At 40.7% G+C, this 21988-nt stretch carries 21 protein-coding genes and 2 tRNA genes; 15 read left to right on the top strand and 8 right to left on the bottom strand.

What is annotated here, in order from left to right; genetic code table 11:
- Position 1: 1 nt before the first annotated feature.
- From ABTP35_RS03745 to ABTP35_RS03730, 4 genes are all read right to left on the bottom strand, one after another.
- Positions 2–736 (bottom strand): LytTR family DNA-binding domain-containing protein, encoded by a 735-nt coding sequence (locus tag ABTP35_RS03745; RefSeq protein WP_252080577.1) that lies wholly within the window; start codon positions 734–736, stop codon positions 2–4.
- A gap of 21 nt (positions 737–757) precedes the next feature.
- The gene (locus ABTP35_RS03740; protein ID WP_252080576.1) at positions 758–1603 is read right to left on the bottom strand and encodes a sensor histidine kinase; all 846 of its coding nucleotides are present in this window, start codon (positions 1601–1603) and stop codon (positions 758–760) included.
- A 216-nt stretch (positions 1604–1819) separates the two neighbouring features.
- Positions 1820–2155 (bottom strand): DUF4907 domain-containing protein, encoded by a 336-nt coding sequence (locus ABTP35_RS03735; RefSeq protein WP_293293796.1) that lies wholly within the window; start codon positions 2153–2155, stop codon positions 1820–1822.
- Between the two features lie 213 nt (positions 2156–2368).
- The gene (locus ABTP35_RS03730; RefSeq protein ID WP_313790235.1) at positions 2369–3229 is read right to left on the bottom strand and encodes a kelch repeat-containing protein; all 861 of its coding nucleotides are present in this window, start codon (positions 3227–3229) and stop codon (positions 2369–2371) included.
- A gap of 225 nt (positions 3230–3454) precedes the next feature.
- Here ABTP35_RS03730 and ABTP35_RS03725 point away from each other — a divergent pair, with 225 nt between their 5' ends.
- From ABTP35_RS03725 to ABTP35_RS03715, 3 genes are all read left to right on the top strand, one after another.
- On the top strand, positions 3455–4786 hold the full coding sequence (locus ABTP35_RS03725; protein ID WP_293293798.1) for a DUF4270 family protein: 1332 nt from the start codon (positions 3455–3457) through the stop codon (positions 4784–4786).
- Positions 4767–6020: a hypothetical protein gene (locus ABTP35_RS03720; RefSeq protein ID WP_293293800.1), complete on the top strand. Its 1254-nt coding sequence runs from the start codon at positions 4767–4769 to the stop codon at positions 6018–6020. Before ABTP35_RS03725 ends, ABTP35_RS03720 begins: the two co-directional genes overlap by 20 nt.
- An 86-nt stretch (positions 6021–6106) precedes the next feature.
- Positions 6107–6181 (top strand) — tRNA-Val (locus ABTP35_RS03715).
- A 38-nt stretch (positions 6182–6219) separates the two neighbouring features.
- Here the strand turns inward: ABTP35_RS03715 and ABTP35_RS03710 are convergent.
- Complete coding sequence (locus ABTP35_RS03710) at positions 6220–6375, bottom strand: hypothetical protein (protein ID WP_293293802.1); 156 nt, start codon at positions 6373–6375, stop codon at positions 6220–6222.
- Positions 6376–6491: 116 nt separating this feature from the next.
- Here ABTP35_RS03710 and ABTP35_RS03705 point away from each other — a divergent pair, with 116 nt between their 5' ends.
- Positions 6492–7562: a hypothetical protein gene (locus ABTP35_RS03705; RefSeq protein ID WP_293293804.1), complete on the top strand. Its 1071-nt coding sequence runs from the start codon at positions 6492–6494 to the stop codon at positions 7560–7562.
- 173 nt (positions 7563–7735) lie between these two features.
- Here ABTP35_RS03705 and ABTP35_RS03700 read toward each other — a convergent pair whose 3' ends face one another.
- On the bottom strand, positions 7736–8419 hold the full coding sequence (locus tag ABTP35_RS03700) for a metal-dependent hydrolase (protein WP_252080563.1): 684 nt from the start codon (positions 8417–8419) through the stop codon (positions 7736–7738).
- A gap of 152 nt (positions 8420–8571) precedes the next feature.
- Here ABTP35_RS03700 and ABTP35_RS03695 point away from each other — a divergent pair, with 152 nt between their 5' ends.
- Together ABTP35_RS03695 and ABTP35_RS03690 are read left to right on the top strand one after the other, a co-directional pair.
- Positions 8572–8985, top strand: a complete 414-nt coding sequence (locus ABTP35_RS03695; protein WP_224837583.1) for a 6-carboxytetrahydropterin synthase — start codon at positions 8572–8574, stop codon at positions 8983–8985.
- A 29-nt stretch (positions 8986–9014) separates the two neighbouring features.
- Positions 9015–9089: transfer RNA gene (locus ABTP35_RS03690), tRNA-Val, on the top strand.
- Between the two features lie 14 nt (positions 9090–9103).
- Here the strand turns inward: ABTP35_RS03690 and murF are convergent.
- Entirely contained in the window at positions 9104–10378 is a 1275-nt protein-coding gene (murF, locus tag ABTP35_RS03685; protein ID WP_293293807.1) for a UDP-N-acetylmuramoyl-tripeptide--D-alanyl-D-alanine ligase, read from the bottom strand.
- A gap of 64 nt (positions 10379–10442) precedes the next feature.
- Complete coding sequence (gldJ, locus tag ABTP35_RS03680) at positions 10443–12092, bottom strand: gliding motility lipoprotein GldJ (protein WP_224837371.1); 1650 nt, start codon at positions 12090–12092, stop codon at positions 10443–10445.
- A gap of 363 nt (positions 12093–12455) precedes the next feature.
- On the opposite strand from gldJ, the gene porV reads away from it, so the two are divergent.
- The 9 genes from porV to ABTP35_RS03635 all read left to right on the top strand — a co-directional run bounded on the left by porV (position 12456) and on the right by ABTP35_RS03635 (position 21977).
- The gene (gene porV, locus ABTP35_RS03675) at positions 12456–13601 is read left to right on the top strand and encodes a type IX secretion system outer membrane channel protein PorV (protein WP_293293810.1); all 1146 of its coding nucleotides are present in this window, start codon (positions 12456–12458) and stop codon (positions 13599–13601) included.
- Positions 13602–13681: 80 nt separating this feature from the next.
- Positions 13682–14173 (top strand): cytidine deaminase, encoded by a 492-nt coding sequence (gene cdd / locus ABTP35_RS03670; RefSeq protein ID WP_224837373.1) that lies wholly within the window; start codon positions 13682–13684, stop codon positions 14171–14173.
- A gap of 82 nt (positions 14174–14255) precedes the next feature.
- The gene (pdhA, locus tag ABTP35_RS03665) at positions 14256–15254 is read left to right on the top strand and encodes a pyruvate dehydrogenase (acetyl-transferring) E1 component subunit alpha (protein WP_252080560.1); all 999 of its coding nucleotides are present in this window, start codon (positions 14256–14258) and stop codon (positions 15252–15254) included.
- 4 nt (positions 15255–15258) lie between these two features.
- Positions 15259–16881 (top strand): pyruvate dehydrogenase complex dihydrolipoamide acetyltransferase, encoded by a 1623-nt coding sequence (locus ABTP35_RS03660; RefSeq protein WP_293293814.1) that lies wholly within the window; start codon positions 15259–15261, stop codon positions 16879–16881.
- A 93-nt stretch (positions 16882–16974) separates the two neighbouring features.
- Entirely contained in the window at positions 16975–17955 is a 981-nt protein-coding gene (locus tag ABTP35_RS03655; protein WP_293293816.1) for a M28 family peptidase, read from the top strand.
- 122 nt (positions 17956–18077) lie between these two features.
- Positions 18078–18755, top strand: coding sequence for an SDR family oxidoreductase (locus tag ABTP35_RS03650; protein ID WP_293293818.1), 678 nt, complete (start codon positions 18078–18080; stop codon positions 18753–18755).
- Between the two features lie 46 nt (positions 18756–18801).
- Positions 18802–19413, top strand: coding sequence for a SprT-like domain-containing protein (locus ABTP35_RS03645; RefSeq protein ID WP_293293820.1), 612 nt, complete (start codon positions 18802–18804; stop codon positions 19411–19413).
- A 26-nt stretch (positions 19414–19439) separates the two neighbouring features.
- Positions 19440–20519, top strand: a complete 1080-nt coding sequence (locus ABTP35_RS03640) for a mannose-1-phosphate guanylyltransferase (protein ID WP_293293822.1) — start codon at positions 19440–19442, stop codon at positions 20517–20519.
- A gap of 3 nt (positions 20520–20522) precedes the next feature.
- On the top strand, positions 20523–21977 hold the full coding sequence (locus ABTP35_RS03635; protein ID WP_252080555.1) for a DUF389 domain-containing protein: 1455 nt from the start codon (positions 20523–20525) through the stop codon (positions 21975–21977).
- Positions 21978–21988: the final 11 nt, after the last annotated feature.

The following is a 21988-nucleotide window of genomic DNA, read 5'->3' as shown; positions in this document are numbered from 1 at the left end:
TTTACAGTCCCAAATTGTTCAAAAAAGTGGACTTATAGCTTTCCCCGATAGGAATTCTCATATCATTTATTACAATTCGATTTCGTTGTATCGTTTTAATGCAACCTATGTTGACGACAAACGATTTGTGTGCCCTCACAAATTGATGGGAAGGAAGTTTGTCCAGGATTTCCTTAAAGCTCATTAAGGTAAGTATGGCTTTGTTGGTGTCTCGCACATGAATTTTTAGGTAATCCTTTAATCCTTGAATGTACTCAATATCATCCAAATTTATTTTTATACTCTCATACTCCGCTTTTACAAAAATATATCCGGGGTTAGTTGATTTGGATTCTCCGTGGGAAGGAAAAACATTGTCGTTTAAACTAACCGGAGATTTTCTGTATGCCAAAACTTCTTTTGCTCTTGAAATGGCTTTTATAAATCTATGGTAGGGGATAGGTTTTACCAAATAATCGATTGCGTTAAGATTGAAACCTTCAACGGCGTACTGTGAATATGCTGTGGTAAAAATAAACAGCGGGGTGTTGTCCAGTGAATTTATAAAATCTATTCCGTTTATTTGTGGCATTTCAATATCACAAAAGATCAGATCGATCTTTTTTTCCTTGATAACGGAGATGGCCTCCAATGGATTGGTAAAGGTTTCTTCCAGCTCAATAAAATCCATTTTTTGGCAATATTCTTTCAAAACGTCAATCGCCAAGGGCTCATCATCAATAATAATACATTTCATAACTGGGGTTTTTTAGACTTTTTACAGCTGCAATATTAAATCTACCAAATACATTTCTCCAGTATTGGTAATTTTTAGCTCGTGGGAGTTTGGATACAACAATTTTAAACGGTTCTTAATGTTCTCCAATCCAACACCAGAGTTTTTGTTGTGTCCTCTATGTGCACCTATTTTGTTTTCTACCTTAAAATGGATTGTTTTTTCTTCAATGAGAAGAATAATGTTTACATAGGTTCTACCTTTAAAGTCGGTCCCATATTTAAATGCATTTTCAATAAATGATATAAATAATAATGGGGGAACTTTTTTGCCTTTGTCCTCACCTGATATTTTTAGCTTAACATTGGCACTGTCCGATAGTCTTAATCTTTGTAACTGTACATAGTTCTTAATGTACTCCAATTCCTTGTTCAGCGGAACCATATCGTTATCCGCTTCATACAGCATGTACCTCATCAATTCGGAAAGGGAAATTATTGCATCGGATGTCCTATTTGAGTTTTTTACGGAAAGGGAGTAAATGGCATTTAGGGAGTTGAACAAAAAGTGGGGATTTAACTGGGTCTTCAAAAATTGAAGTTCCGAGCTTACTTTTTCATTTTCCACTTTTTTTCTCAAATCTTCGTTCTTTCTCCATTCTATATATAGGCGCAGTAAACCGCTAACTATGATCGGTGCGCTTAAATTGATCAAGGTAAAGATGTGTCCCATAAATCTCCATGGTCGTCCAGGACCTCTTAGGGGCAAAGATTGATTTATATCCGGTCTAGGGAAAAATGGTGGGTTGTTCGGTCTAGGCGTAAAACCCAAGTGCACGACCAGACCGGCCACTACGATTAAAGATATGCACGTTATTAGATAGATCAATGTCCTTTTTTTTAACAACAATTGAGGGACCAGAACAAAATAGTTGAAATAAAAAAGAACAATGGTAAGGATCAGGCGAATCGGTAAATTGGGAGGTAGTTGCCTTAATTGAAAGAAGAAAGGGAATAGAAAAAAGCCATAAACAAGGGCCCAAAGAAATAGATGGATAAAAAATAATCGAATATGTTTTTTTTCGTAGACCATTAGATAGTAGGACTAATCCAATTTAAAAAGGTTTAATTGTTTTAGTTCTTCTTTTTTAATAATGGGTTGTGTGCCGGCATTAATTTTATCCATCACCAATGTGGCGACCTTTAGTGCGTCTTTTGCTGATCGGAAAGGAACCTTGCCCTGAACGGAAGGCATAAACTCCTGCTGTACCAAAAGTTTTTTCCCGCTAAATATTTGATAACCAAAACCACCATCCACCTTAATGGCCTTTTTGGAAAGCACAGGAGCTTCATTTTTGGTTTTGCTTATAAGTTTGGTCGTACCAAAAAGCAAAAGCCCTAAAATCAACAAAACGGAAAATAAGCTCGGAATCTTTTTCATGGTTTTAAATAAATTTGATTGGGGCCAAGTTTCTGACCTCTTGACCCCAATCGACACAAACTAGAACTGATTAAAAATTAATCTTCATCATCATATTCCTCAAAAGGATAAAATTCATCCAGATCATCCAGATATAGTGAACCGGTGCGTCCCATCCCAATAAAGGCCCTAGAGGAATTGGAGAATACTATGGCATCTTGTCTACTAGATCCCTCAAAGTTGGTTTTCCTCTTCCCATGTGTCGGAAGAGGGGTCGTATTGCCAAACGGAATTGGTGGACCCATTTTGTTCGCCACAGGCAATATATCCATATCCATTGAGTTCAAACCCAAGTGCATTACTGCGTTCCACATTGTAGTCGTCCTCTTCGTCCAGATCTAATTTTTTGGTCCAAGATTCATCTGTAGGGTCGAATGCCCAAAAATCATCAAGGTATATTCCGTTGGAAACGCCGGTACCAAGGTAAACGGTGCCATTAATGGTAAATGTGGTCGCCGCTCTTCGTTTATTGCCTCCAAACCCTTCTAATTCTGTCCAAGTATCGGTGCTCGGGTCATATTTCCAGAAGTCTTTCATGTCATTCTCCCCATCGTAGCCGGTACCAAAGTATCCGTAGCCATTGGCGCTAAATGCTACAGCGTTTCTTCTAACAATGTCTGGTAGCGATGCTGTTTGGGTCCAGGTATTGCTGGAAGGATCGTAGGAGTAAAAATCGCCCAATTCGTTTACACCGTCATATCCAGAGCCTATATAGCCTGTTCCATTAAGTTCAAAGCCGACGGCCGCATTTCTTTCTGTTCCCGGAAAATCAGCTTTTTGGGACCAATAGTCGCCCTCCATGTTATAGGCCCAGAACGAGTTTAAATAATCGTCCCCATCATATCCGGTGCCCATGTAACCGATATTGTCGATTACGAAACCGGCTACGCTACTTCTTGGTGTTCCGTCGAATACCGAGCGATCCACCCAGTTCCCTAATTCTTCGTCTTCTTCATCTGTTGAACATGCATTGATAAAAATTAGAGGGATTGTGATAAAGAACACAAACTTTACTATTTCGATTGTTTTTCTCATGTGTTACAATTGAATTTTTTTCCAAAGTTAAATTGGACTTCTTGTCGATCGTAACGGAATATATAAATACATGGATTTAACATATGAATTAGTGGAATTGATCTACGAACGGGATTCTCGGGTTCATCGTATTTATTGGATTCTTCGTCATAAAAAAACAAAGGTTGGTCTATTCCCATTCCGCCCTCTTTAAACTCAGCCTACATTTGGATCAAACAAATAATTATGGGAAAGGTTTTTTGCTTTTTGAGCCTATCGATATTTGTATTGTGGTCTTGTAGTTCTGAAAATTATAATGCATCAGATTTTTTGGCCGGAGAAGAATTTACCGATAGCAATATTCGTGTTGCCCTGATCGATACGGTCACCGTGGAAATTTCCACAATGAAGTTTGATAGTATAGTTACCAGCGAGTCCAGTAGGGTGCTGGTGGGTAAATATAACGACCCCGAATTTGGAGTGGTCAAGTCTTCTGCTTACATGGGATTGATGCCATCTTCGTATGTAATAGATTCCGAGGCGGAATATGATAGTATTGCTTTGTATATGAAGTATGACTCGTACTACTATAACGATACGCTGCGGACCAATACGTTGCACGTAAAGCGATTGTCCGCTACCTTAAAACCGTCAGAAGGGGATTATCTTTATAATACCAGTGAAGCCGAATATTTTGAAGATGATATTGGTGCATTGGCCTTTATGCCCCGACCAATGGATGGTGACTCCTTGGAAATAAAACTCTCTGATGCATTGGGGGTAGATCTTTTTGAAAAGTTCCAGGAAAAGGAGATAACCACATCCGATCAATTTAAGGATTACTTTAATGGAATTGCACTTATTCCCGGCCAAACGGACAATGGTTCTGTGATAGGATTTACAAAATCTTCGGAATCTATTTTTGTACGCTTGTACTTTAGTGAGGCAGAAGAAACCGAAAGGGTACAAAGCTATTTGGACCTGAATATGGATGTGACATCTTCTCCTGTTCCATTTTTTAATCGCATCGAGTCGGAAAACGCCAACACAAACCTCGAGACATTATCAGATCAAGAAGTCAATCTCGATTCTAAGGATACAGGCGGACTTAGTTATATCCAATCGGGTGTGGGCATTGCCACCCGGGTAGAGTTCCCACATATAAAGAACCTATACGACATAAAAGGTCGGGGGACAATTTTGGATGCAGTACTCAAAATCAGGCCTTTATCGGGATCGTTTACCGATAATCTTATTCTAAAGGACTCCTTGTCCGTATACATAGTGGATCAAAACAACGATTTAATTTCTCAATTGCTTGTAGAGGAAATCGCCCCCGTACAAGGTATTCTAAATCGGGACAATGAGGAGTTCAACGATATTTATTACGAATTTTCTTTGGGAAGCTATATCGAAGAGCTGTTCACAGAAGAAATGGAAACGGAAGAAGCATTGATCTTGTTGCCGGATAATTATAATTCCACGGTAGACCGATTTATACTAAATGGCTCTGGCAATACAGGGTATAGCACGGTAATGGAACTAACATTTGCGATTTATGATGAAGAAGACGATTAAATATTTACCCATAATAGCTATATGTTTTATGACTGGTTTGGCAAATGCTCAATCAGAAGGGCTTACCAGTTCACCCTATTCCTTATATGGATTGGGAGTGATCAATCAAACAAGTATTGGAAAAACCAATGGAATGGGGTATGCCGGTATTGGATTGCGTTCAGAGACTGAAATCAATAATCTTAACCCATCCAATTTTGCACTAATACCACAAAACTCCTTCTTTTACGATATTGGGGTGGTCGGTGAACTGAACAGTTATAGCAATGCCAGTTATAGCGAATCCAAGAGTACTTTGAATTTTTCCAATTTGGCCTTTGCTTTTAGAATTGCTGATCGATTGGGAGCGGGTGTCTCCTTAGTTCCCTATACTGATGTTGGCTACACTTTGGTAGGGCTGGAAACGAACATCGAAGGATCCAACGAAACATTTGACAGTAATGTAACCGGATTGGGGGGGCTCAACGACTTAAGTATAAACCTTGGGTATGGCCTATCGGAGGCTTTTAGGCTTGGAATAAAGGCATCTTTCCTATTTGGCAATATCGAAGAAACCGAGGGTTTTGCCATAAGTAATAGTTATTTCCAATTGGATGAGGTTACCAATTACAGTGGAGTTAGGCTGGGTATCGGTGCACAGTACGATATTTTTAAGGACTTTACTATAGGGAGTACGGTTCAATTACCGGTCTCCCTTAAAGGAAATGTAACGCGATCGGTGTATAAAACACTGGACGATGTAGAAATTCAGGTAGAAGATGAAGAGGGCGATTCGGTTTCAGATTTTAAACTTCCATTGGAACTTGGCTTTGGTTTAAGTACAAAACTCATTAAGTCCTTCACCTTGTCGGCCGATTACAAGCATAACTTTTGGGATTCCACCGAGCAGTCCGAAAATGTGGGGACTTATATTGATCAGGATATATATGCCATTGGACTGGAATATTTAAAAAATGAGAGAGGTTTTAAGTATTGGGATCGTGTTCGGTACCGAGGGGGGATCAATTATGATAATGGATATCTCGCCATCAACGATAATAAAATTGATGGATATGCTATAACGGCTGGCCTGGGCCTTCCGGTAGGGCGTACGAGCAATTCTATGTTGAATATATCCTATTCCTATGGCAGTAAGGGACAAATTCAAAATATTTTGGTCAAAGAAAATTACCATACCATAACAATTAATTTTAGTTTGGAGGATCTGTGGTTTAGAGATAGAAAAATCAATTGATCCAAAAAGGTGGATTCTTTTTTTATTTTTTCTTTTTGAAAATGAAAAACTATTATATATTTGCACTCCCATTTAGGAAAATGAATGGGCGCTTAGCTCAGTTGGTTCAGAGCACCTCGTTTACACCGAGGGGGTCGGGGGTTCGAATCCCTCAGCGCCCACAATAAAAAAGCCTCCAATTTTGGAGGCTTTTTTATTTTTAAATGTTGATGGATTCCCCGATACCGGGCAGTAGCAGCTTCTTGCCCTTGCTTTCAAAGTGTTCCACTGCTGTTGTTTTGTCAATTTTTATAGGCGGAAATGTGTCGTAATGATAGCCGAGAACTTGGTTGCGGCCAACTAGATCCTTCATCATGGCACCTAAAATATAATCAAGGGATTTTATTATTGTTCTTTTGTGTTGATTTTGATCAAACTTCAATTACTGCCCATTCTCCGGATATTGATGAATAGAATGAAGTATTTTCAATATTGATTAAAGCAAGACAGCGGACTCAATTAAAATTGGAGAGGCTAGCCGGAAATACATTCAATAAGATAAATGAAAGTAAATATTTAGTTGACCGACCAATGTCTAAATCGGATTGGTCAAAAAGCGTGCAAATGAATAAATTTCTGAAAATATTTAAAAAGGTAGTTTTATATACATTTTCTGTTCTATTACTTCTTTCAGCTTCCGGATACACTTACCTATATGTACTTCCAAAAGGACCTGAAATCACAGTTGCCAATAAAATTAATGAAGGAATAGATACTTTTGTTATTCAGGCTTTTAAAGATAGTGGGAAAAAATCCATTAAGGTATGGACCTACAAACCTGAAAGTTGGAACAACCAAGACAAAATTGTTTTTGTTATGCACGGTGGTGGTCGAAATGCAGATGATTATCTAAATGCATGGATTGAGTTGGCAAATAAGAATAACTTATTTATTGTAGCGCCTGAATTTGAGAACAAGTTTTCAAAATATACAACAAACGACTACCAAGAGGGAAACTTATTTACTTTTTTTGGAACTAAAAACCCAAAAACTGAATGGGCGTATTCAGTCGTTGAGAACATATTCGACCATATTAAATCTGTAAATAATATTACGAACGAGCAGTACGATATTTTTGGTCATTCAGCTGGCGGACAATTTGTGCATAGAATGGTGATGGTAATGCCCGAATCCAGAATTGGAACAGCGGTTGCTGCAAATTCTGGATTTTACAGCTTTCCGGACCAGTGCCTTGACTATCCGTATGGATTGAAAAATATAGGAACAGATTTGCCGAAAGCCTACAAAAAAAGATTGATCATTCTATTAGGGGAATTGGATAATGATCCTAGTTTAGGAACTTTTAGAACAACAGATCTGGCAATGGAACAAGGAGCGCATAGGTTGGAACGTGGTACAACTTTTTTTAATGCGAACAAGGAATTAGGAAATAAGAACAAATGGGAATTTAATTGGACAATGGACACAGTGAAAAATGTAGGCCACGACTATAAAAAAATGTCAGAAAATGCAATTGAGTGGATAAAAAACCGCCCCCATTAAATATTTCATTCATTTCCCCCAAGTTTTTATTTTTTAGTTGATGTAAGAATCCGCCATGGTTTGCCTGTACTACTCCTTGAGCTAAATACATCATTTAAAACCTTTGACCGATAGTTGTACAGTATTGTCGCCACTATTCAAATAATTGTTTTTAAACAATGTTGATTTTATTTTTAAATGTTGATGGATTCCCCGATACCGGGCAATAGCAGCTTCTTGCCCTTGCTTTCAAAGTGTTCCACTGCTGTTGTTTTGTCAATTTTTATAGGCGGGAATGTATCGTAATGATAGCCCAATACCTGATCACAGCCAACAAAATCACTTGCAATCGCTGCATCTTCGTAACCCATGGTAAAATTATCGCCAATTGGCAGCACCGCAATATCCAACTTGGGACAGGTCAATGGGATTAACTCCATATCCTTTGTCAATGCCGTGTCCCCGGCAATATAAATGCAATTGGATTCATCATAAATTACAAAACCACCGGGATTGCCTCCATTGCTTCCATCGGGCAATACACTGGAATGGATGGCATTTACATATTTTGCGGTCCCAAAATCAAACGAATATTTACCCCCGTGATTCATTGGGTGGCCTTGTATTCCCTTTTCCCCAAACCAAGAAATAATCTCAAAATTGGAGACCAAGGTTGCATCTGGATTGTTTTTTAAAATCGCCTCAACATCCAGAACATGGTCTTGATGGCCGTGTGTAACAAATACGTAATCCACCTTAAGAGTTTCAACGTCGATGTCAGACGCAAGCTCATTACCGGTGATAAAGGGGTCGAACAAAATTTTCTTGTTGTTGATCTCTACCAATAAAGTGGCATGGCCCAAATAGGTTATTTTCATAGTGTAATGTTTATATCAGATTTTAAACGTAGCTGTAATAAGAAGTGTTTTTTTGATGCATAAATTTAGTAAGAACGTACGGCATTATCAATTCCGCTTATTTTTTTGAATCCGAAAATATGGAATGCAGAAAAAGGGATTACCTTTGCAGCATGATTGCCACAATTTGCAGAAAAGCCCATTTTAATGCAGCCCATAGGCTCCATAACCCTAATTGGAGCGATGAGAAGAACATAGAAGTGTTCGGAAAATGCAACAGCCCAAGTTACCATGGTCATAATTTTGATCTTGAGGTGAGAATTAAGGGCGAGGTTGATCCCGACACCGGGTTTGTAATGGATCTAGCGGAACTGGGAACATTGATCAAGGAAGAGGTCGAGGAACGTTTTGATCACAAGAACTTGAACGAGGACTGTCCTGAGTTCGCAAACCTATTGCCAACTACAGAATACTTTGTGAAAGTAATCTACGATATTCTAAAACCTAAATTAAAAGAGGGACAATTATTGCATATTACTTTGCACGAGACATCAAAGAACTCTGCGGAGTATGGAGATTGGGATTAATTTCCGATATTGCAGCCCGTTTCCAATAGGGGATATTAGCTCAGTTGGTTTAGAGCGCTGCCTTGACAGGGCAGAGGTCACTGGTTCGAATCCAGTATATCCCACTTTTCTTTTCTATTTACAGAATATCCAAAACCCGTTCTAAGGCCATACCGCGAGAGCCTTTTATCAGTAAATTGCCTTTTTCTAAAGGATTTTTCAGGAGGTGTTCTTTTAAATCATCAAACGAATTGAACTTGTTCAAGGTCGTATTGGTGCCAAAAAAGTTGGTGCCTACCAAATAAATATGGTCAAAATGTAGTGTCGCGGCCAAATCAGCGATGGCCTGGTGCTCCTCTTTGGCAGTACTGCCCAGTTCGAACATATCGCCGATAATTATGGTTTTTGGATGATTTGGCATATAGTCAAAATTTTCCAAAGCGGCTTTCATGCTTGTAGGGTTTGCATTGTAAGCGTCCAAGACAATGGAAAACCCATCTTTATCAAGTATTTGGGAACGGTTGTTCTGCGGTCGATATGATGCTATGGCCGATTTAATATCATCCAATGGAACGCTAAAATACTTGCCCATTAGAATGGCAGCGCAGCAATTTGTAAAATTGTATTTGCCTACCAGCTGTGTGTTTGCTTTTTTTCCTTCAAACTCCAAGGATACATAAGGATCGGCCCCTAAAAACACGATGTTGTAAAATTGATGGTCTTGGGTGCTGAACCCGATTTTTTTTGTGTAAGCGTTCAGTTTTTCTTTTTGGATTCCATCATCGGCATTAAAAAAAACATGTTTGTCGTTGCCTATAAGATAATCGTATAGTTCGCTCTTGCCCTGAATTACACCTTCGACACCCCCAAACCCTTCAAGATGGGCCTTGCCAAAATTGGTGATGTAACCAAAATCTGGTTGGGCAAGAGAGCTCAAAGCTGCAATTTCTTTTTTATGGTTGGCGCCCATTTCCACAATGGCAATTTCAGTGTCCTCTTTAATGGATAGCAAGGTCAATGGCACCCCGATATGGTTATTAAGGTTGCCCACCGTAGCGATGGTCCTGTATTTCTTGGAAAGCACGACATTAATGAGCTCCTTGGTCGTGGTCTTTCCATTACTACCGGTCAGAGAAATAATTCTGGCATTGGAATATTGTCTGTGAAAAGTGGCCAATTGCTGCAAGGTGGTCAGTACATCTTCGCAAACTACAAATCGGTCTGAAGTTTTGTAGGATGGATCATCAATAATTGCATAGGCCGCACCTTTTTCCAACGCATCTTGGGCAAAGGCATTTCCATTAAAATTGGGGCCTTTAAGAGCAAAAAACAAACCGTTTTTCGTTATTTTACGTGTATCCGTCGAAATTGTAGGGTGCGCTAAAAAGAGCGCGTGCAATTCTGTTATAGTCATAAATCGAAGATAAAAAAAAGCCCCGACCTTTTGGCCGGGGCTTTTAAAATACTCAAGAAGTTATTTATCTCGCCTTTTTATGGCGTACTGTTTTCTTTGATTTGGATTTTGATCCCACTCTGGACATGGCACATCTAAATCCGATATCGTCCGTTGCCATGTATTGTGGCAAATATCTACGTTGTGCCGGGTCTAACCAGAATGCACGGTCTCTCCAGGATCCACCTTTGTACACTCGAACTTCGTTGTTGATCAAAGAAGTTCTGTAGTTGGATTCGTCGTACTGGCGAACAAGCTCACCGTCTTCGTTGCGCTCCACTTTGTGCTGCGGAGAGTCATACATCTTTTGGTTATCCTCTTCGTCGCTAAAACGGCTGAAGAATCTAGAGGAACCTGGGTCCCCATCCCTAAATCCACGGTTATCACTTTTATCAAAATTGGTTCTTAAATAAGTTTCCTCTTCTGTTACCGCAACTTCTTTGATCTCTCCTGGCAGGTTGATGGCTACGATTTTTCCATTAGGGAGTGTATCGTACACAATTTTATCCTCTAGGATTTCAACTTTACCATCTTCGCCGATTGCTTTTTTCATGAAAACATTTCCACGATAGTAGTTAAAGTCACTGATTTCATCATCGACAATGGGGCGGTAAACATCGGCAACCCATTCGTTAACGTTTCCGGCCATATCGTAAAGTCCAAAATCGTTGGGTTTATAGGATTTAACCTGTCCTGTTATATCGGCACCATCATCGGACCATCCGGCAATCCCGCCGTAATCACCTTTACCTTGTTTAAAGTTGGCTAGCTGGTCACCACGTCCTACACGTTGTCCATTTCTGGTGTAATCGCCGTCCCATGGATATTTTTTTCTACCTCTGTAGTTATTGTATTCCCTTGATCCAACAAGTGCCTGTGCGGCATATTCCCACTCTGTTTCGGTAGGTAGTCGGTACTCGGGCATAATTACCCCACTGCTTCTTTTTGCAAAAGTGTTTATGGAGTCTCTTTTTTGTTTCCCTTGAAGTGAATCTATTTGCCCACCATATACGGATTCTGGATTGTTAAGGTAAGCTTCGGTGCTAAAAGTACCTTGAATGTCACCATTCAAAACTTTGTACTTGGCGTCCTCCGCCAAATATCCTTCGCGCTCCAACATAACCTCGTTTACCCGATCGGTCCTCCACTCGGCATATTGTGTGGCCTGTACCCAGTTTACACCTACTACGGGGTATTCTGCATATGCGGGATGTCTTAAGTAGTTGTTGGTCATGGTTTCGTTAAAGCCCAAACGGTTTCTCCATACCAAAGTATCGGGTAGGGCACCTTGATAAATGTTGGCATAATTTGGGTTTTCAGGAGGATAAACTTCCTTCAAATAATCCAAATATTCCAAGTACATTACGTTGGTCACCTCTGTTTCGTCCATATAAAAGGACTGCACATGCTGTTGGGTCGGCGTATTGTTCCAATCGTGCATTACATCGTCCTGAACTTTACCTTTGGTAAATGTTCCACCCTCTATAAATACTGTTCCAGGAGGAGTTTCCTGCTCTTTGAAGTCCGAATTGTATTGAAATCCCCCTTCTTTGGCATTGATTTTCCAACCAGTGGCTCTGGAGACGTTCTTGGATGAAGAAGAGTTTTTACAACTTGAAAAACTTCCCATCACTACGGCGCAAGAAAGTACAACTTTGATTAAGTGTTTTTTCATAATTTGGGCTTGAGTACTTTAAAACTCAGGGTTCATACCCTCAGTAACTTCGATTTGTTTTGATTTTTAAAATCTTTCGATGGCATTAAAACGGCGATTTTGCCATTATATTTTGTGCACATCAAATATTTATCGCAATGCCATAATCGGCACCTGCTACATTTCTGTAACGGAGAAGGAACCGAATTAGTATGATTGCCTTTGTTTTTAACGAATTCGCTCCCATATAAATTTTACAGGAATCTCCATACCTTTAAAAAAAACACCGTTGGTTACAAGAATTTGTGGAATTAAGCGTTTACATGTAATAATCCAATAGGTTAAATTTAGACCGTGAACTTTACTAAACGCTAAATACTTAGAATGAAAAAGTTACTCGCATTAGTAGCAATGCTTGCCATAGCCCCATGGATGAGCGCACAACAGGAAAGAGCGATTACAACGGCAGTACCATTTTTGACCATTGCTGCCGATGCAAGGGCATCTGGTATGGGCGATATGGGGGTAGCTACATCTTTTGATGCCTATTCACAACAATGGAACCCGGCCAAATATGCATTTGCCGATCAAAAATCGGGTGTGGGCATTAGTTATACGCCCTATCTGGAGACTATTGTAAACGATGTCTCCCTTTTAAATGCCAACTACTATAATAAGCTGAACGATAGAAGTGCTTTCGCCTTTGGACTTCGCTATTTTGGGTTGGGGGAAATTGAATTAAGACAGACCATAGATCAAGATGCTACCTTGGTAAAACCTAATGAGTTTGCATTGGATGGGTCCTACTCCCTTAAACTTAGCCAAACTTTTTCCATGGCGGTCGGGGGGCGCTTTATTAGTTCCAATCTTAGGTTCCAAGATGGTGCGCAGGATTCTCAGGCAGCAAATGCATTTGCAGTGGATATAGCCGGTTTTTTTAGGTCAAGGGAAATTGCCTACAGTAATTTTGATGGCCGATGGAGAGCAGGATTCAACATTTCAAATATTGGGGGTTCACTACAATACGATGAGGGCGGACAGGAAAACTTTTTGCCTACCAACCTTAAATTCGGAGGTGGATTTGACTTTATTTTTGATGCGGACAATGTATTGGCCATCAATACGGAGTTCAATAAATTATTGGTGCCCACCCCACGGGATTTCAATGGGGACGGCGATATTACTATTGAAGATAATGACGAGTATCAAAACATCAGTTTCTTTAACGGTATCTTCGAATCTTTTGGAGATGCACCAGATGGTTTTGGTGAGGAATTGAAAGAGGTGACCTGGGCACTCGGAGCGGAATATCGTTTCCGGGAAGCTTTTATGCTCCGAAGTGGTTACTTTAACGAGAGTGAGGAAAAAGGCTCTAGAAAATTCTTTACTCTGGGTGCCGGATTCAAATTTAAATCGGCCCAAATAGATCTTTCTTACCTCTTTTCGACCTCACAGGTTAGAAACCCATTGGAAAACACCTTGCGATTTTCGTTATCGTTCGATTTTGGAGAGGAGTTCTTCAACGATTGATCACAAACAGAAACACCATAATAAAAACCTGTCCCTTGGGCAGGTTTTCTTATTTTTGGAATACATCACCATCAAAAGATATGGAGAAAAAGAAGATTGATTTTGAACTGCTCATTTACGAGAATGAAAACGAGCTGTCACAAAACGACAAAAAATTGTTAGAAAAGGCCAAAGAGGCTATGCAGAATGCTTATGCGCCTTATTCCAAGTTCAAGGTAGGTGCCGCAGTACTTTTAGAAAACGGGGAGGTTGTCCAAGGGAACAACCAAGAAAACGCTTCGTACCCTTCCGGTCTATGTGCCGAGCGGGTCGCCGTTTTCCACGCAGGTGCCATATATCCCGGGGTCACCATTCTAGCTGTCGCCATTGTAGCATCATCATCTTTGCACGAGGTTACCGTTCCAGCGGCGCCATGTGGCAATTGCCGACAATCCATGATCGAGTACGAACAAAAGCAAAAATCACCAATTTCAATAATACTGGGGGTGCCCAACGGACCTGTTTATAAATGTGCTTCCATGTCCGATATTTTGCCTTTGGCGTTCAATAGTTCATTTTTGAGCGATTCTTAATTCAATTCTTTTTCCAAAAACAGATATATATGTATTTTTGCTCTTCCCTAGTGCAGGGCGAATCCATTTAATATCGCAGTCGATGAAAAAAATCACCAAAGAAGTTTACCTTAAATGGTATGAGGACATGTTATTCTGGAGAAAGTTCGAGGATAAACTGGCCGCTGTATATATACAACAAAAAGTTAGGGGGTTTTTGCACCTCTACAATGGTCAAGAAGCGGTGCTGGCCGGTGCATTGCACGCAATGGACCTGGAAAAGGACCGTATGATTACGGCCTACCGGAATCACGTTCAACCGATAGGTATGGGTGTTGATCCAAGAAAGGTGATGGCAGAACTCTATGGAAAAGTAACCGGTACCTCCAAAGGAATGGGCGGGTCAATGCATATCTTTTCCAAAGAACATCGTTTTTACGGTGGACATGGTATCGTAGGGGGGCAAATCCCTTTAGGTGCCGGGTTGGCCTTTGGCGACAAATATTTTAAAAGAGATTCGGTAACTTTATGTTATATGGGAGATGGTGCCGTTCGACAAGGTTCGCTCCATGAGGCATTTAACTTGGCCATGTTGTGGCAACTGCCCGTTGTTTTTATATGTGAGAACAATGGCTACGCCATGGGAACATCAGTTGCAAGAACATCTTATTCCACGGATATCTGGAAATTGGGTCTTGGGTACGAAATGCCATGTGGCCCTGTAGATGGTATGGATCCTGCAATTGTGGCCAAAGAAATGGATAAGGCCATTGAACGTGCAAGAACAGGGGGAGGCCCAACTTTCCTGGAAATGAAAACCTACCGATATCGAGGACATTCCATGTCCGATGCACAGCATTATAGAACTAAAGAAGAAGTAGAAGAGTATAAAAAGATAGATCCGATTACTCAAGTAAAAGATGTAATTCTGGAGAAAGGATATGCATCAGAGGACGACCTTAAACAAATAGATAAAAAAGTCAAGGACTTGGTAAAGGAGTGTGAAAAATTCGCGGAAGAGTCGGATTTTCCACCAAAAGAACAATTGTACGATACTGTTTACGAGCAAGAAGACTATCCATTTTTACAACATAAATTATAATTAGATGGCAGAAGTAATCAACATGCCTAGATTGAGCGACACCATGGAGGAAGGTACCGTGGCAAAATGGCTCAAGAACGTAGGGGACAAAGTCGAAGAGGGAGATATTTTGGCCGAAATCGAAACGGACAAGGCCACAATGGAGTTTGAATCCTTTCATGAGGGAACTTTGCTTCATATCGGAATAGCGGAAGGTGATGGGGCCCCGGTTGATTCACTTTTGGCAATTATCGGTGAAGAGGGAGAAGATATTTCCGCCCTTTTGAACGGCAATACAAGTGACTCGGCACAACAGGAAGAAACTTCGGTATCAGCTGAAGAAAAACCGGAAGCTCCGGCGGAATCCGTAGATGTTCCTGAAGGAGTCGAAATTGTTACCATGCCTCGGTTGAGCGATACTATGGAAGAAGGTACCGTGGCCAGTTGGTTGAAAAGTGTTGGGGACGAAGTCGAGGAAGGAGATATTTTGGCCGAAATCGAAACGGACAAGGCCACAATGGAGTTTGAATCTTTCTATTCGGGTACACTTCTTTATATCGGTATTCAAGAAGGAGAAGGAGCGCCAGTGGATTCTTTATTGGCCATAATTGGTCCAAAAGGCACGGATGTGGACGCAGTGCTTAAATCACAAGCATCCGGAGGATCTTCAAAAAGTGCACCAAAACAAGAAGCGCCCAAAAGCGAGGCTACAAAAACCGAAGAATCATCAAACAAAGTAGAGACACCTTCTGCAAACGATGGTCAGCGTATTTTTGCATCCCCATTGGCAAAAAAAATAGCCGAAGAAAAAGGAGTTGATCTTTCTCAGGTAAAAGGAACCGGAGACGGTGGTAGAATTGTAAAAAAGGATATAGAGAACTTTAGGCCATCGCAAACGGCGCCAGCTGCTGAGAAAGCCGGGGAGCCTGCCACAGCAGTTGCCCCATTGAGTATTCCTGTTGGTGAAGAAAGCGTTGAGGAGGTAAAAAACTCTACAATGCGCAAGGTAATAGCCAAACGATTGGGAGAGTCCAAATTCTCTGCTCCGCATTACTATCTTACCATTGAAGTGGACATGGACAATGCAAAAGCATCCCGTTCACAGATCAATGGTTTGCCGGACACAAAAGTATCTTTCAACGATATGGTGTTGAAAGCCTGTGCCATGGCACTTAAAAAACACCCACAAGTAAATACGTCTTGGAACGGTGACACCACGATCTATAAGCATCATGTGCACATGGGAGTTGCGGTGGCAGTGGACGAAGGCCTTGTTGTTCCCGTAATTAAGTTTGCCGACCAGTTGAGTTTGACCCAACTTGGTTCTGCTGTGAAGGATTTGGCAGGAAGAGCTAGAAGCAAGAAAATAAAGCCGGACGAAATGGAAGGCAGCACCTTTACTGTTTCCAATTTGGGAATGTTCGGTATTCTGGAGTTCACATCAATTATAAACCAACCTAATTCGGCAATCTTGTCGGTGGGTGCCATTGTAGATAAACCAGTGGTGAAAAATGGTGAAATAGTTGTGGGCAGCACAATGAAAATTACTTTGGCCTGTGATCATAGGACCGTCGATGGGGCAACAGGGGCCCAGTTCCTTCAAACTTTGAGGGCATATTTAGAGAATCCTGTTACCATGCTTGCCTAAAAATAGTAGGGACTCTTCCCTTAACTTATATATATAAAAGCATCCTTTTAAGGATGCTTTTTTTATCTTTAAAAAATTTCAAAAAACGAAATTATGAAGATTGTTATCTGTGCTTTGGCAACCCTGTTTGCAATGAATTGTGGGTCCACTCAAGTGGTGGAAACCTCAAAAAATGAATCTCCTGTCCGGCCGGTTTCCGAAGAAGCCTTTACTAACGCCGAACGTGTAGGGGAGATGATGAACTATTTGGCATCCAATGACATGAAAGGGAGAGATTCCGGGAGCGAGGGCATTGAAATGGCCGCAGTTTATATAGAGAATTATTTTACATCATATAGGCTTGCTCCTTATTTTACATCCTATCGGGATACGCTATCAAACTTTAAGAAACCTTCCTATAATATTGTTGGGGTAATCGAGGGAACCGACCCGGAATTGAAGGATGAGTATATTCTTATCGGTGCACATTACGATCATATAGGCATAATTGATCCCGAAAATGGTGATAACATCGCCAATGGAGCTAATGACAATGCTTCTGGGACCATATCCGTTTTGGAGTTGGCACGCTATTTTGGTACACACAAAACCAATAAACGAAGTTTGATCTTTGCCTTGTTCAGTGCAGAGGAAAAAGGATTGTTGGGGTCAAAGCACTTGGCAAAAAAACTAAAAGAAGAGGACTTGAACCTTTATACCATGCTCAATTTTGAAATGACCGGGGTTCCTATGAACCAAAAGGATTATACCGTGTACATAACAGGGTACGAAATGTCAAATTTGGCAGAGGTAAGTAATACATATGCTAAGGAAAAATTGGTTGGGTTTTTACCGACTGCAAAAGAGTTCAGTCTATTTCAACGTTCGGACAATTATCCTTTTTATCAAGAATTTGGAGTTCCCTCACATACCTTCTGCTCTTTTGATTTTACCAATTATGCATTTTATCACAAGGTAGGGGACGAAGCATCGTTGATGGATTTTGAACATATGGCTACTTTGGTGAACAAGACCATTCCTGTAATCGAGGGTATAGCCAACTCCTCTTTCCAAGAGATTAAATTGGCGGAGTAACCGTATTTCGGTTTCTATAGTTAATGGGCAATTATTTTTAAACGGCGGAGAGGTTGTTTGTTGACCTAAAAATGCATCAAAAGTATTCCTGCTGTTGCGGGAATCAAAATAAATAAAGTAAAATGGCAAACATTATTATTACGGGGACAAGCAGGGGAATTGGATTTGAGTTGGTTAAACTTTTTGCCAAAGAGGGACACCAAGTGTTGGCACTCTCGCGGAATGTGCAACCAGTTCAGCGTTTGGATTTGTCCAATGTCCATTGTTTTTCGTTTGATTTAGGTAACCCGAACGATTTTAAAAAAGTAGAAGCATTTCTAGAACAATGGAACGGGGTGGATGTGCTGATCAACAATGCGGGAAGTTTATTGAACAAACCCTTTTCGGAGACCACTATCGAGGAGTTTGAGGGAGTTTACAAAGTAAACGTATTTGGGGTGGCGGAGATGATCCGGACTGTTCGTCATAAAATGGGGAAAGAGGGCCATGTGGTCACTGTAAGTTCTATGGGCGGGGTACAGGGCAGCATGAAGTTTCCGGGACTATCCGCATACAGTTCGAGCAAAGGCGCCGTAATTACTTTGACCGAACTTTTGGCAGAGGAATATAAGGAGACAGGCCCAAGTTTTAATGTGTTGGCTTTAGGGGCTGTGCAAACTGAAATGTTGGAAGAGGCATTTCCCGGTTATCAAGCTCCCGTAACAGCTCTGGAAATGGCAACTTACATTAAAGATTTTACGCTTACGGGCCATAAACTCTACAATGGAAAGTTGTTACAGGTGAGTAACAGTACCCCGTAGGTTTTTACAAAGTTCGTTGTACGGATAAACTTGTAACTTTATTCCTGTGAACCATACCCTTCAAAAATACCTGCCTGAACTTGCAGTTGCTCCTTGTTTTGAGCTAATAAAAAAGCACAGTGTCCATCTAAAAATAGTGAATCATAGGGTCACAAGGCATGGGGATTACCGTAGATTGCCCAATGGGATGCATCAAATTACGGTAAACGCTTCATTGAATAAATACCGATTCCTAATTACGCTCGTCCACGAAATAGCGCATTTGGTGGCCTTTGAGACCTACGGTCGTCGAATAAAACCGCATGGTGTGGAATGGAAGCGTACCTTTCAACTTTTAATGGTTCCATTTATTCGGCCCGAGGTGTTTCCATCCCAACTATTGCCCATAATTGCGAATCATTTTAAAAACCCGAAAGCGAGCAGTAGTACGGACGCTCGGTTGTCCATCGCTCTAAAGGCTTTTGATGATGAAGAACGAAAAAACAGTTATGTGTACGAGTTGTCCGAAGGAAGTATTTTTCGACTATACAATGGTAAGTTGTTCAAAAGAGGAAATAAAAAAGTAAAACGCTACGAATGTGTGGAGTTATCAACAGGCAGATTATATTTGTTCCAACCCAACGCTGAGGTTGAGCTGGTCAAGGATGCAAGTGGATAACAAGCCTTAAATTTAAAAACAGCAACATGAACAAGAATTATTACGCAGTTTTAATGGCCGGAGGTGTAGGGTCAAGGTTTTGGCCGGTAAGCACAACATCCAATCCAAAACAGTTCCACGATATGTTAGGGACAGGGAAAACATTGATACAAAAAACGTTTGATCGTTTGAACCGATTTATCCCAACGGAAAACATATTGATCTTGACCAATGAGAGATATAATGATCTTGTTTTGGAACAATTACCAAAGGTAAAACAAGAACAGGTGGTCCTGGAGCCGGCCATGCGCAATACTGCCCCATGTATCTTGTATGCTTCCCTTAAAATCCAAAAAATGAATCCAAATGCGTTGATGATTGTGGCCCCTAGTGATCATTGGATAGAGGATGAGGAAGCATTTGAAAAAGATGTGATCGCTTGTTTTGATAAATGTGAAAAAGAGACGGCTCTTTGCACGCTTGGTATTCAGCCAACGTTTCCGAATACGGGCTTTGGCTACATCGAATTTAAAAAAGGTAGTGACGAGCAACTCAAAAATGTGTCTCAATTCAGGGAAAAGCCGGATTATGAAACCGCCAAGGAGTTTTTGGCTCAGGGCAACTTTCTTTGGAATGCAGGTATTTTTATGTGGAGCGTAGAAACCATTGTGGATGCATTTAAAAAATACCAGCCAAGTCAGTACAAACTATTTGGAGAGGGGATTTCTTGCTACAACACCAAAGAGGAGAGAACCTTTATCAAAGAAAATTATGCCAAGGCAGAAAACATATCCATTGATTATGCTATCTTGGAACAATCCAAGGCCATTTATACACTGCCAGCGACCTTCGACTGGAACGACCTGGGAACTTGGGGCGCGCTGTACGAAAAATTGGAAAAGGACGATGCCGATAATGCAGTGGTCAACGCTCAAGTGGTATTGAACAATACCAAAGGCAATATGATAAGGTCGCCAAAAGGAAAAGTAGTCGTGGTAGATGGACTGGAAGATTATATTATTGTGGATAAGGAAGAGGTACTACTAATTTATCCAAAGGACAAACAACAGGATATTAAAAAGGTATTGAGCCAAGTAAAGGATAAATTTGGCGATCAGTTTGCGTAACATATGAACGAGAATCAAAAAAATGTAACAGCACCTTCCGGACAGGATAGTGGAGACGAAGTAAGAAAAGACCTAAAAGGGCTTTTGGGGAGTGTTCGGAAATTCCTTTCGGAACTTTTGGAAATACGATCCAATACCGATGCTGTTGCCACCAAGGAATCCATAAATGCGGATATACCCTTTAAAGGGCATACCTCTTGGATTTTGGTGTGTTCCATATTTATTGCATCCATCGGGTTAAACGCGAACTCGACAGCTGTGGTCATCGGGGCTATGTTGATCTCCCCACTAATGGGTCCCATTTTGGGAATGGGTATGTCCTTGGCCATCAACGATATTGATACGTTGAGGCGATCCCTAAAGAATTTTACGGTAATGGTGGTGCTCAGTGTTATCACCGCCTTTTTGTTTTTTTACCTTTTTCCGTTAAGGGATGAATCCTCGGAACTTTTAGCGAGGACCAAGCCGGATATCCGTGATGTGCTCATTGCGTTTTTTGGTGGTCTTGCCCTTGTTATTGCAAGGGCCAAAAAAGGGACCATTGCCAGTGTTATCTTCGGTGTGGCGATTGCAACGGCTCTTATGCCGCCACTTTGCACAGTTGGATTTGGTTTGGCCATTGGTAAACCTTGGTATGCGGCTGGGGCCATGTACTTGTTCATAATCAATACAATTTTTATTGGCCTGGCGACATTTTTGGTCATCAAGTACCTGCGTTTTCCTATGGTGCGATATGCCAATTCGCAACGAAGGAGGATGATTGCACGTTTGGCCTCCATTACGGGTATTTTGGTTATGATTCCGGCTGGATTCACATTTTATCAAGTATTTCAGGAATCACTGTTTAAAAAACAGGCACAAGAATTTTTGCAGGATACGGTAGAGATGTACCAGTTCAACGGTTCCGGAAGGTATGTGGATAATTTGACCAAATTGGAATATGTAGATGATGGAGAATCCCTGGTAGAAGTTGTATTTATGGGTGATGAATTGATTCCTGATAACGTTATCAATACATGGAGAACACAGAAAAATCAATTTTCAAGATTAAAGAATGCCGAACTGCACATTATTCAGGGAGGTAGGGACGATTCCGAAGAAAAATTCAACTATGTGAGTGAATTGTATGAGAAGAACAAAGCTGAATTGCTGAACAAAGATGAACAGATTAGATTGCTTGAAGAAGAACTGGCAACGTTGACCAAAAACGTTGGAAAACAAATCCCATTTCGAGAAATTAGTGCCGAGGCCAAGGCCAATTATGAAAATATTGATGCGCTAGGGTTTTCGTACCTCATTAAAACCGATTTTAACAAACTGGATACCGTCCCGGTATTTGAAGTAAAATGGAAAGACGGGCTACGAACCGATCAAAAGCAAACAGATGCCAAAAAAATGTTGTCCTGGCTAAAACTTCGTTTACAGGATAGCACATTGGTGATCAAACAAGTTAATTAAATGTCCGATGT

This window comes from Flagellimonas alginilytica, from assembly GCF_042134605.1.
Classification (GTDB): Bacteria; Bacteroidota; Bacteroidia; order Flavobacteriales; family Flavobacteriaceae; genus Flagellimonas; species Flagellimonas alginolytica.
The sequence above is the reverse complement of the archived record's forward strand: the minus strand, read 5'-3'. Positions and strand labels throughout refer to the sequence as shown.

What these genes read in the sequence shown, in the direction of transcription:
- ABTP35_RS03745 (WP_252080577.1), bottom strand. Translation starts at nt 736, where the DNA reads ATGAAATGTATTATTATTGATGATGAGCCCTTGGCGATTGACGTTTTG.
- ABTP35_RS03735 (WP_293293796.1), bottom strand. Translation starts at nt 2,155, where the DNA reads ATGAAAAAGATTCCGAGCTTATTTTCCGTTTTGTTGATTTTAGGGCTT.
- ABTP35_RS03730 (WP_313790235.1), bottom strand. Translation starts at nt 3,229, where the DNA reads ATGAGAAAAACAATCGAAATAGTAAAGTTTGTGTTCTTTATCACAATC.
- ABTP35_RS03725 (WP_293293798.1), top strand. Translation starts at nt 3,455, where the DNA reads ATGGGAAAGGTTTTTTGCTTTTTGAGCCTATCGATATTTGTATTGTGG.
- ABTP35_RS03720 (WP_293293800.1), top strand. Translation starts at nt 4,767, where the DNA reads ATGATGAAGAAGACGATTAAATATTTACCCATAATAGCTATATGTTTT.
- ABTP35_RS03710 (WP_293293802.1), bottom strand. Translation starts at nt 6,375, where the DNA reads ATGATGAAGGATCTAGTTGGCCGCAACCAAGTTCTCGGCTATCATTAC.
- ABTP35_RS03700 (WP_252080563.1), bottom strand. Translation starts at nt 8,419, where the DNA reads ATGAAAATAACCTATTTGGGCCATGCCACTTTATTGGTAGAGATCAAC.
- ABTP35_RS03695 (WP_224837583.1), top strand. Translation starts at nt 8,572, where the DNA reads ATGATTGCCACAATTTGCAGAAAAGCCCATTTTAATGCAGCCCATAGG.
- murF (WP_293293807.1), bottom strand. Translation starts at nt 10,378, where the DNA reads ATGACTATAACAGAATTGCACGCGCTCTTTTTAGCGCACCCTACAATT.
- gldJ (WP_224837371.1), bottom strand. Translation starts at nt 12,092, where the DNA reads ATGAAAAAACACTTAATCAAAGTTGTACTTTCTTGCGCCGTAGTGATG.
- porV (WP_293293810.1), top strand. Translation starts at nt 12,456, where the DNA reads ATGAAAAAGTTACTCGCATTAGTAGCAATGCTTGCCATAGCCCCATGG.
- cdd (WP_224837373.1), top strand. Translation starts at nt 13,682, where the DNA reads ATGGAGAAAAAGAAGATTGATTTTGAACTGCTCATTTACGAGAATGAA.
- pdhA (WP_252080560.1), top strand. Translation starts at nt 14,256, where the DNA reads ATGAAAAAAATCACCAAAGAAGTTTACCTTAAATGGTATGAGGACATG.
- ABTP35_RS03660 (WP_293293814.1), top strand. Translation starts at nt 15,259, where the DNA reads ATGGCAGAAGTAATCAACATGCCTAGATTGAGCGACACCATGGAGGAA.
- ABTP35_RS03655 (WP_293293816.1), top strand. Translation starts at nt 16,975, where the DNA reads ATGAAGATTGTTATCTGTGCTTTGGCAACCCTGTTTGCAATGAATTGT.
- ABTP35_RS03650 (WP_293293818.1), top strand. Translation starts at nt 18,078, where the DNA reads ATGGCAAACATTATTATTACGGGGACAAGCAGGGGAATTGGATTTGAG.
- ABTP35_RS03640 (WP_293293822.1), top strand. Translation starts at nt 19,440, where the DNA reads ATGAACAAGAATTATTACGCAGTTTTAATGGCCGGAGGTGTAGGGTCA.
- ABTP35_RS03635 (WP_252080555.1), top strand. Translation starts at nt 20,523, where the DNA reads ATGAACGAGAATCAAAAAAATGTAACAGCACCTTCCGGACAGGATAGT.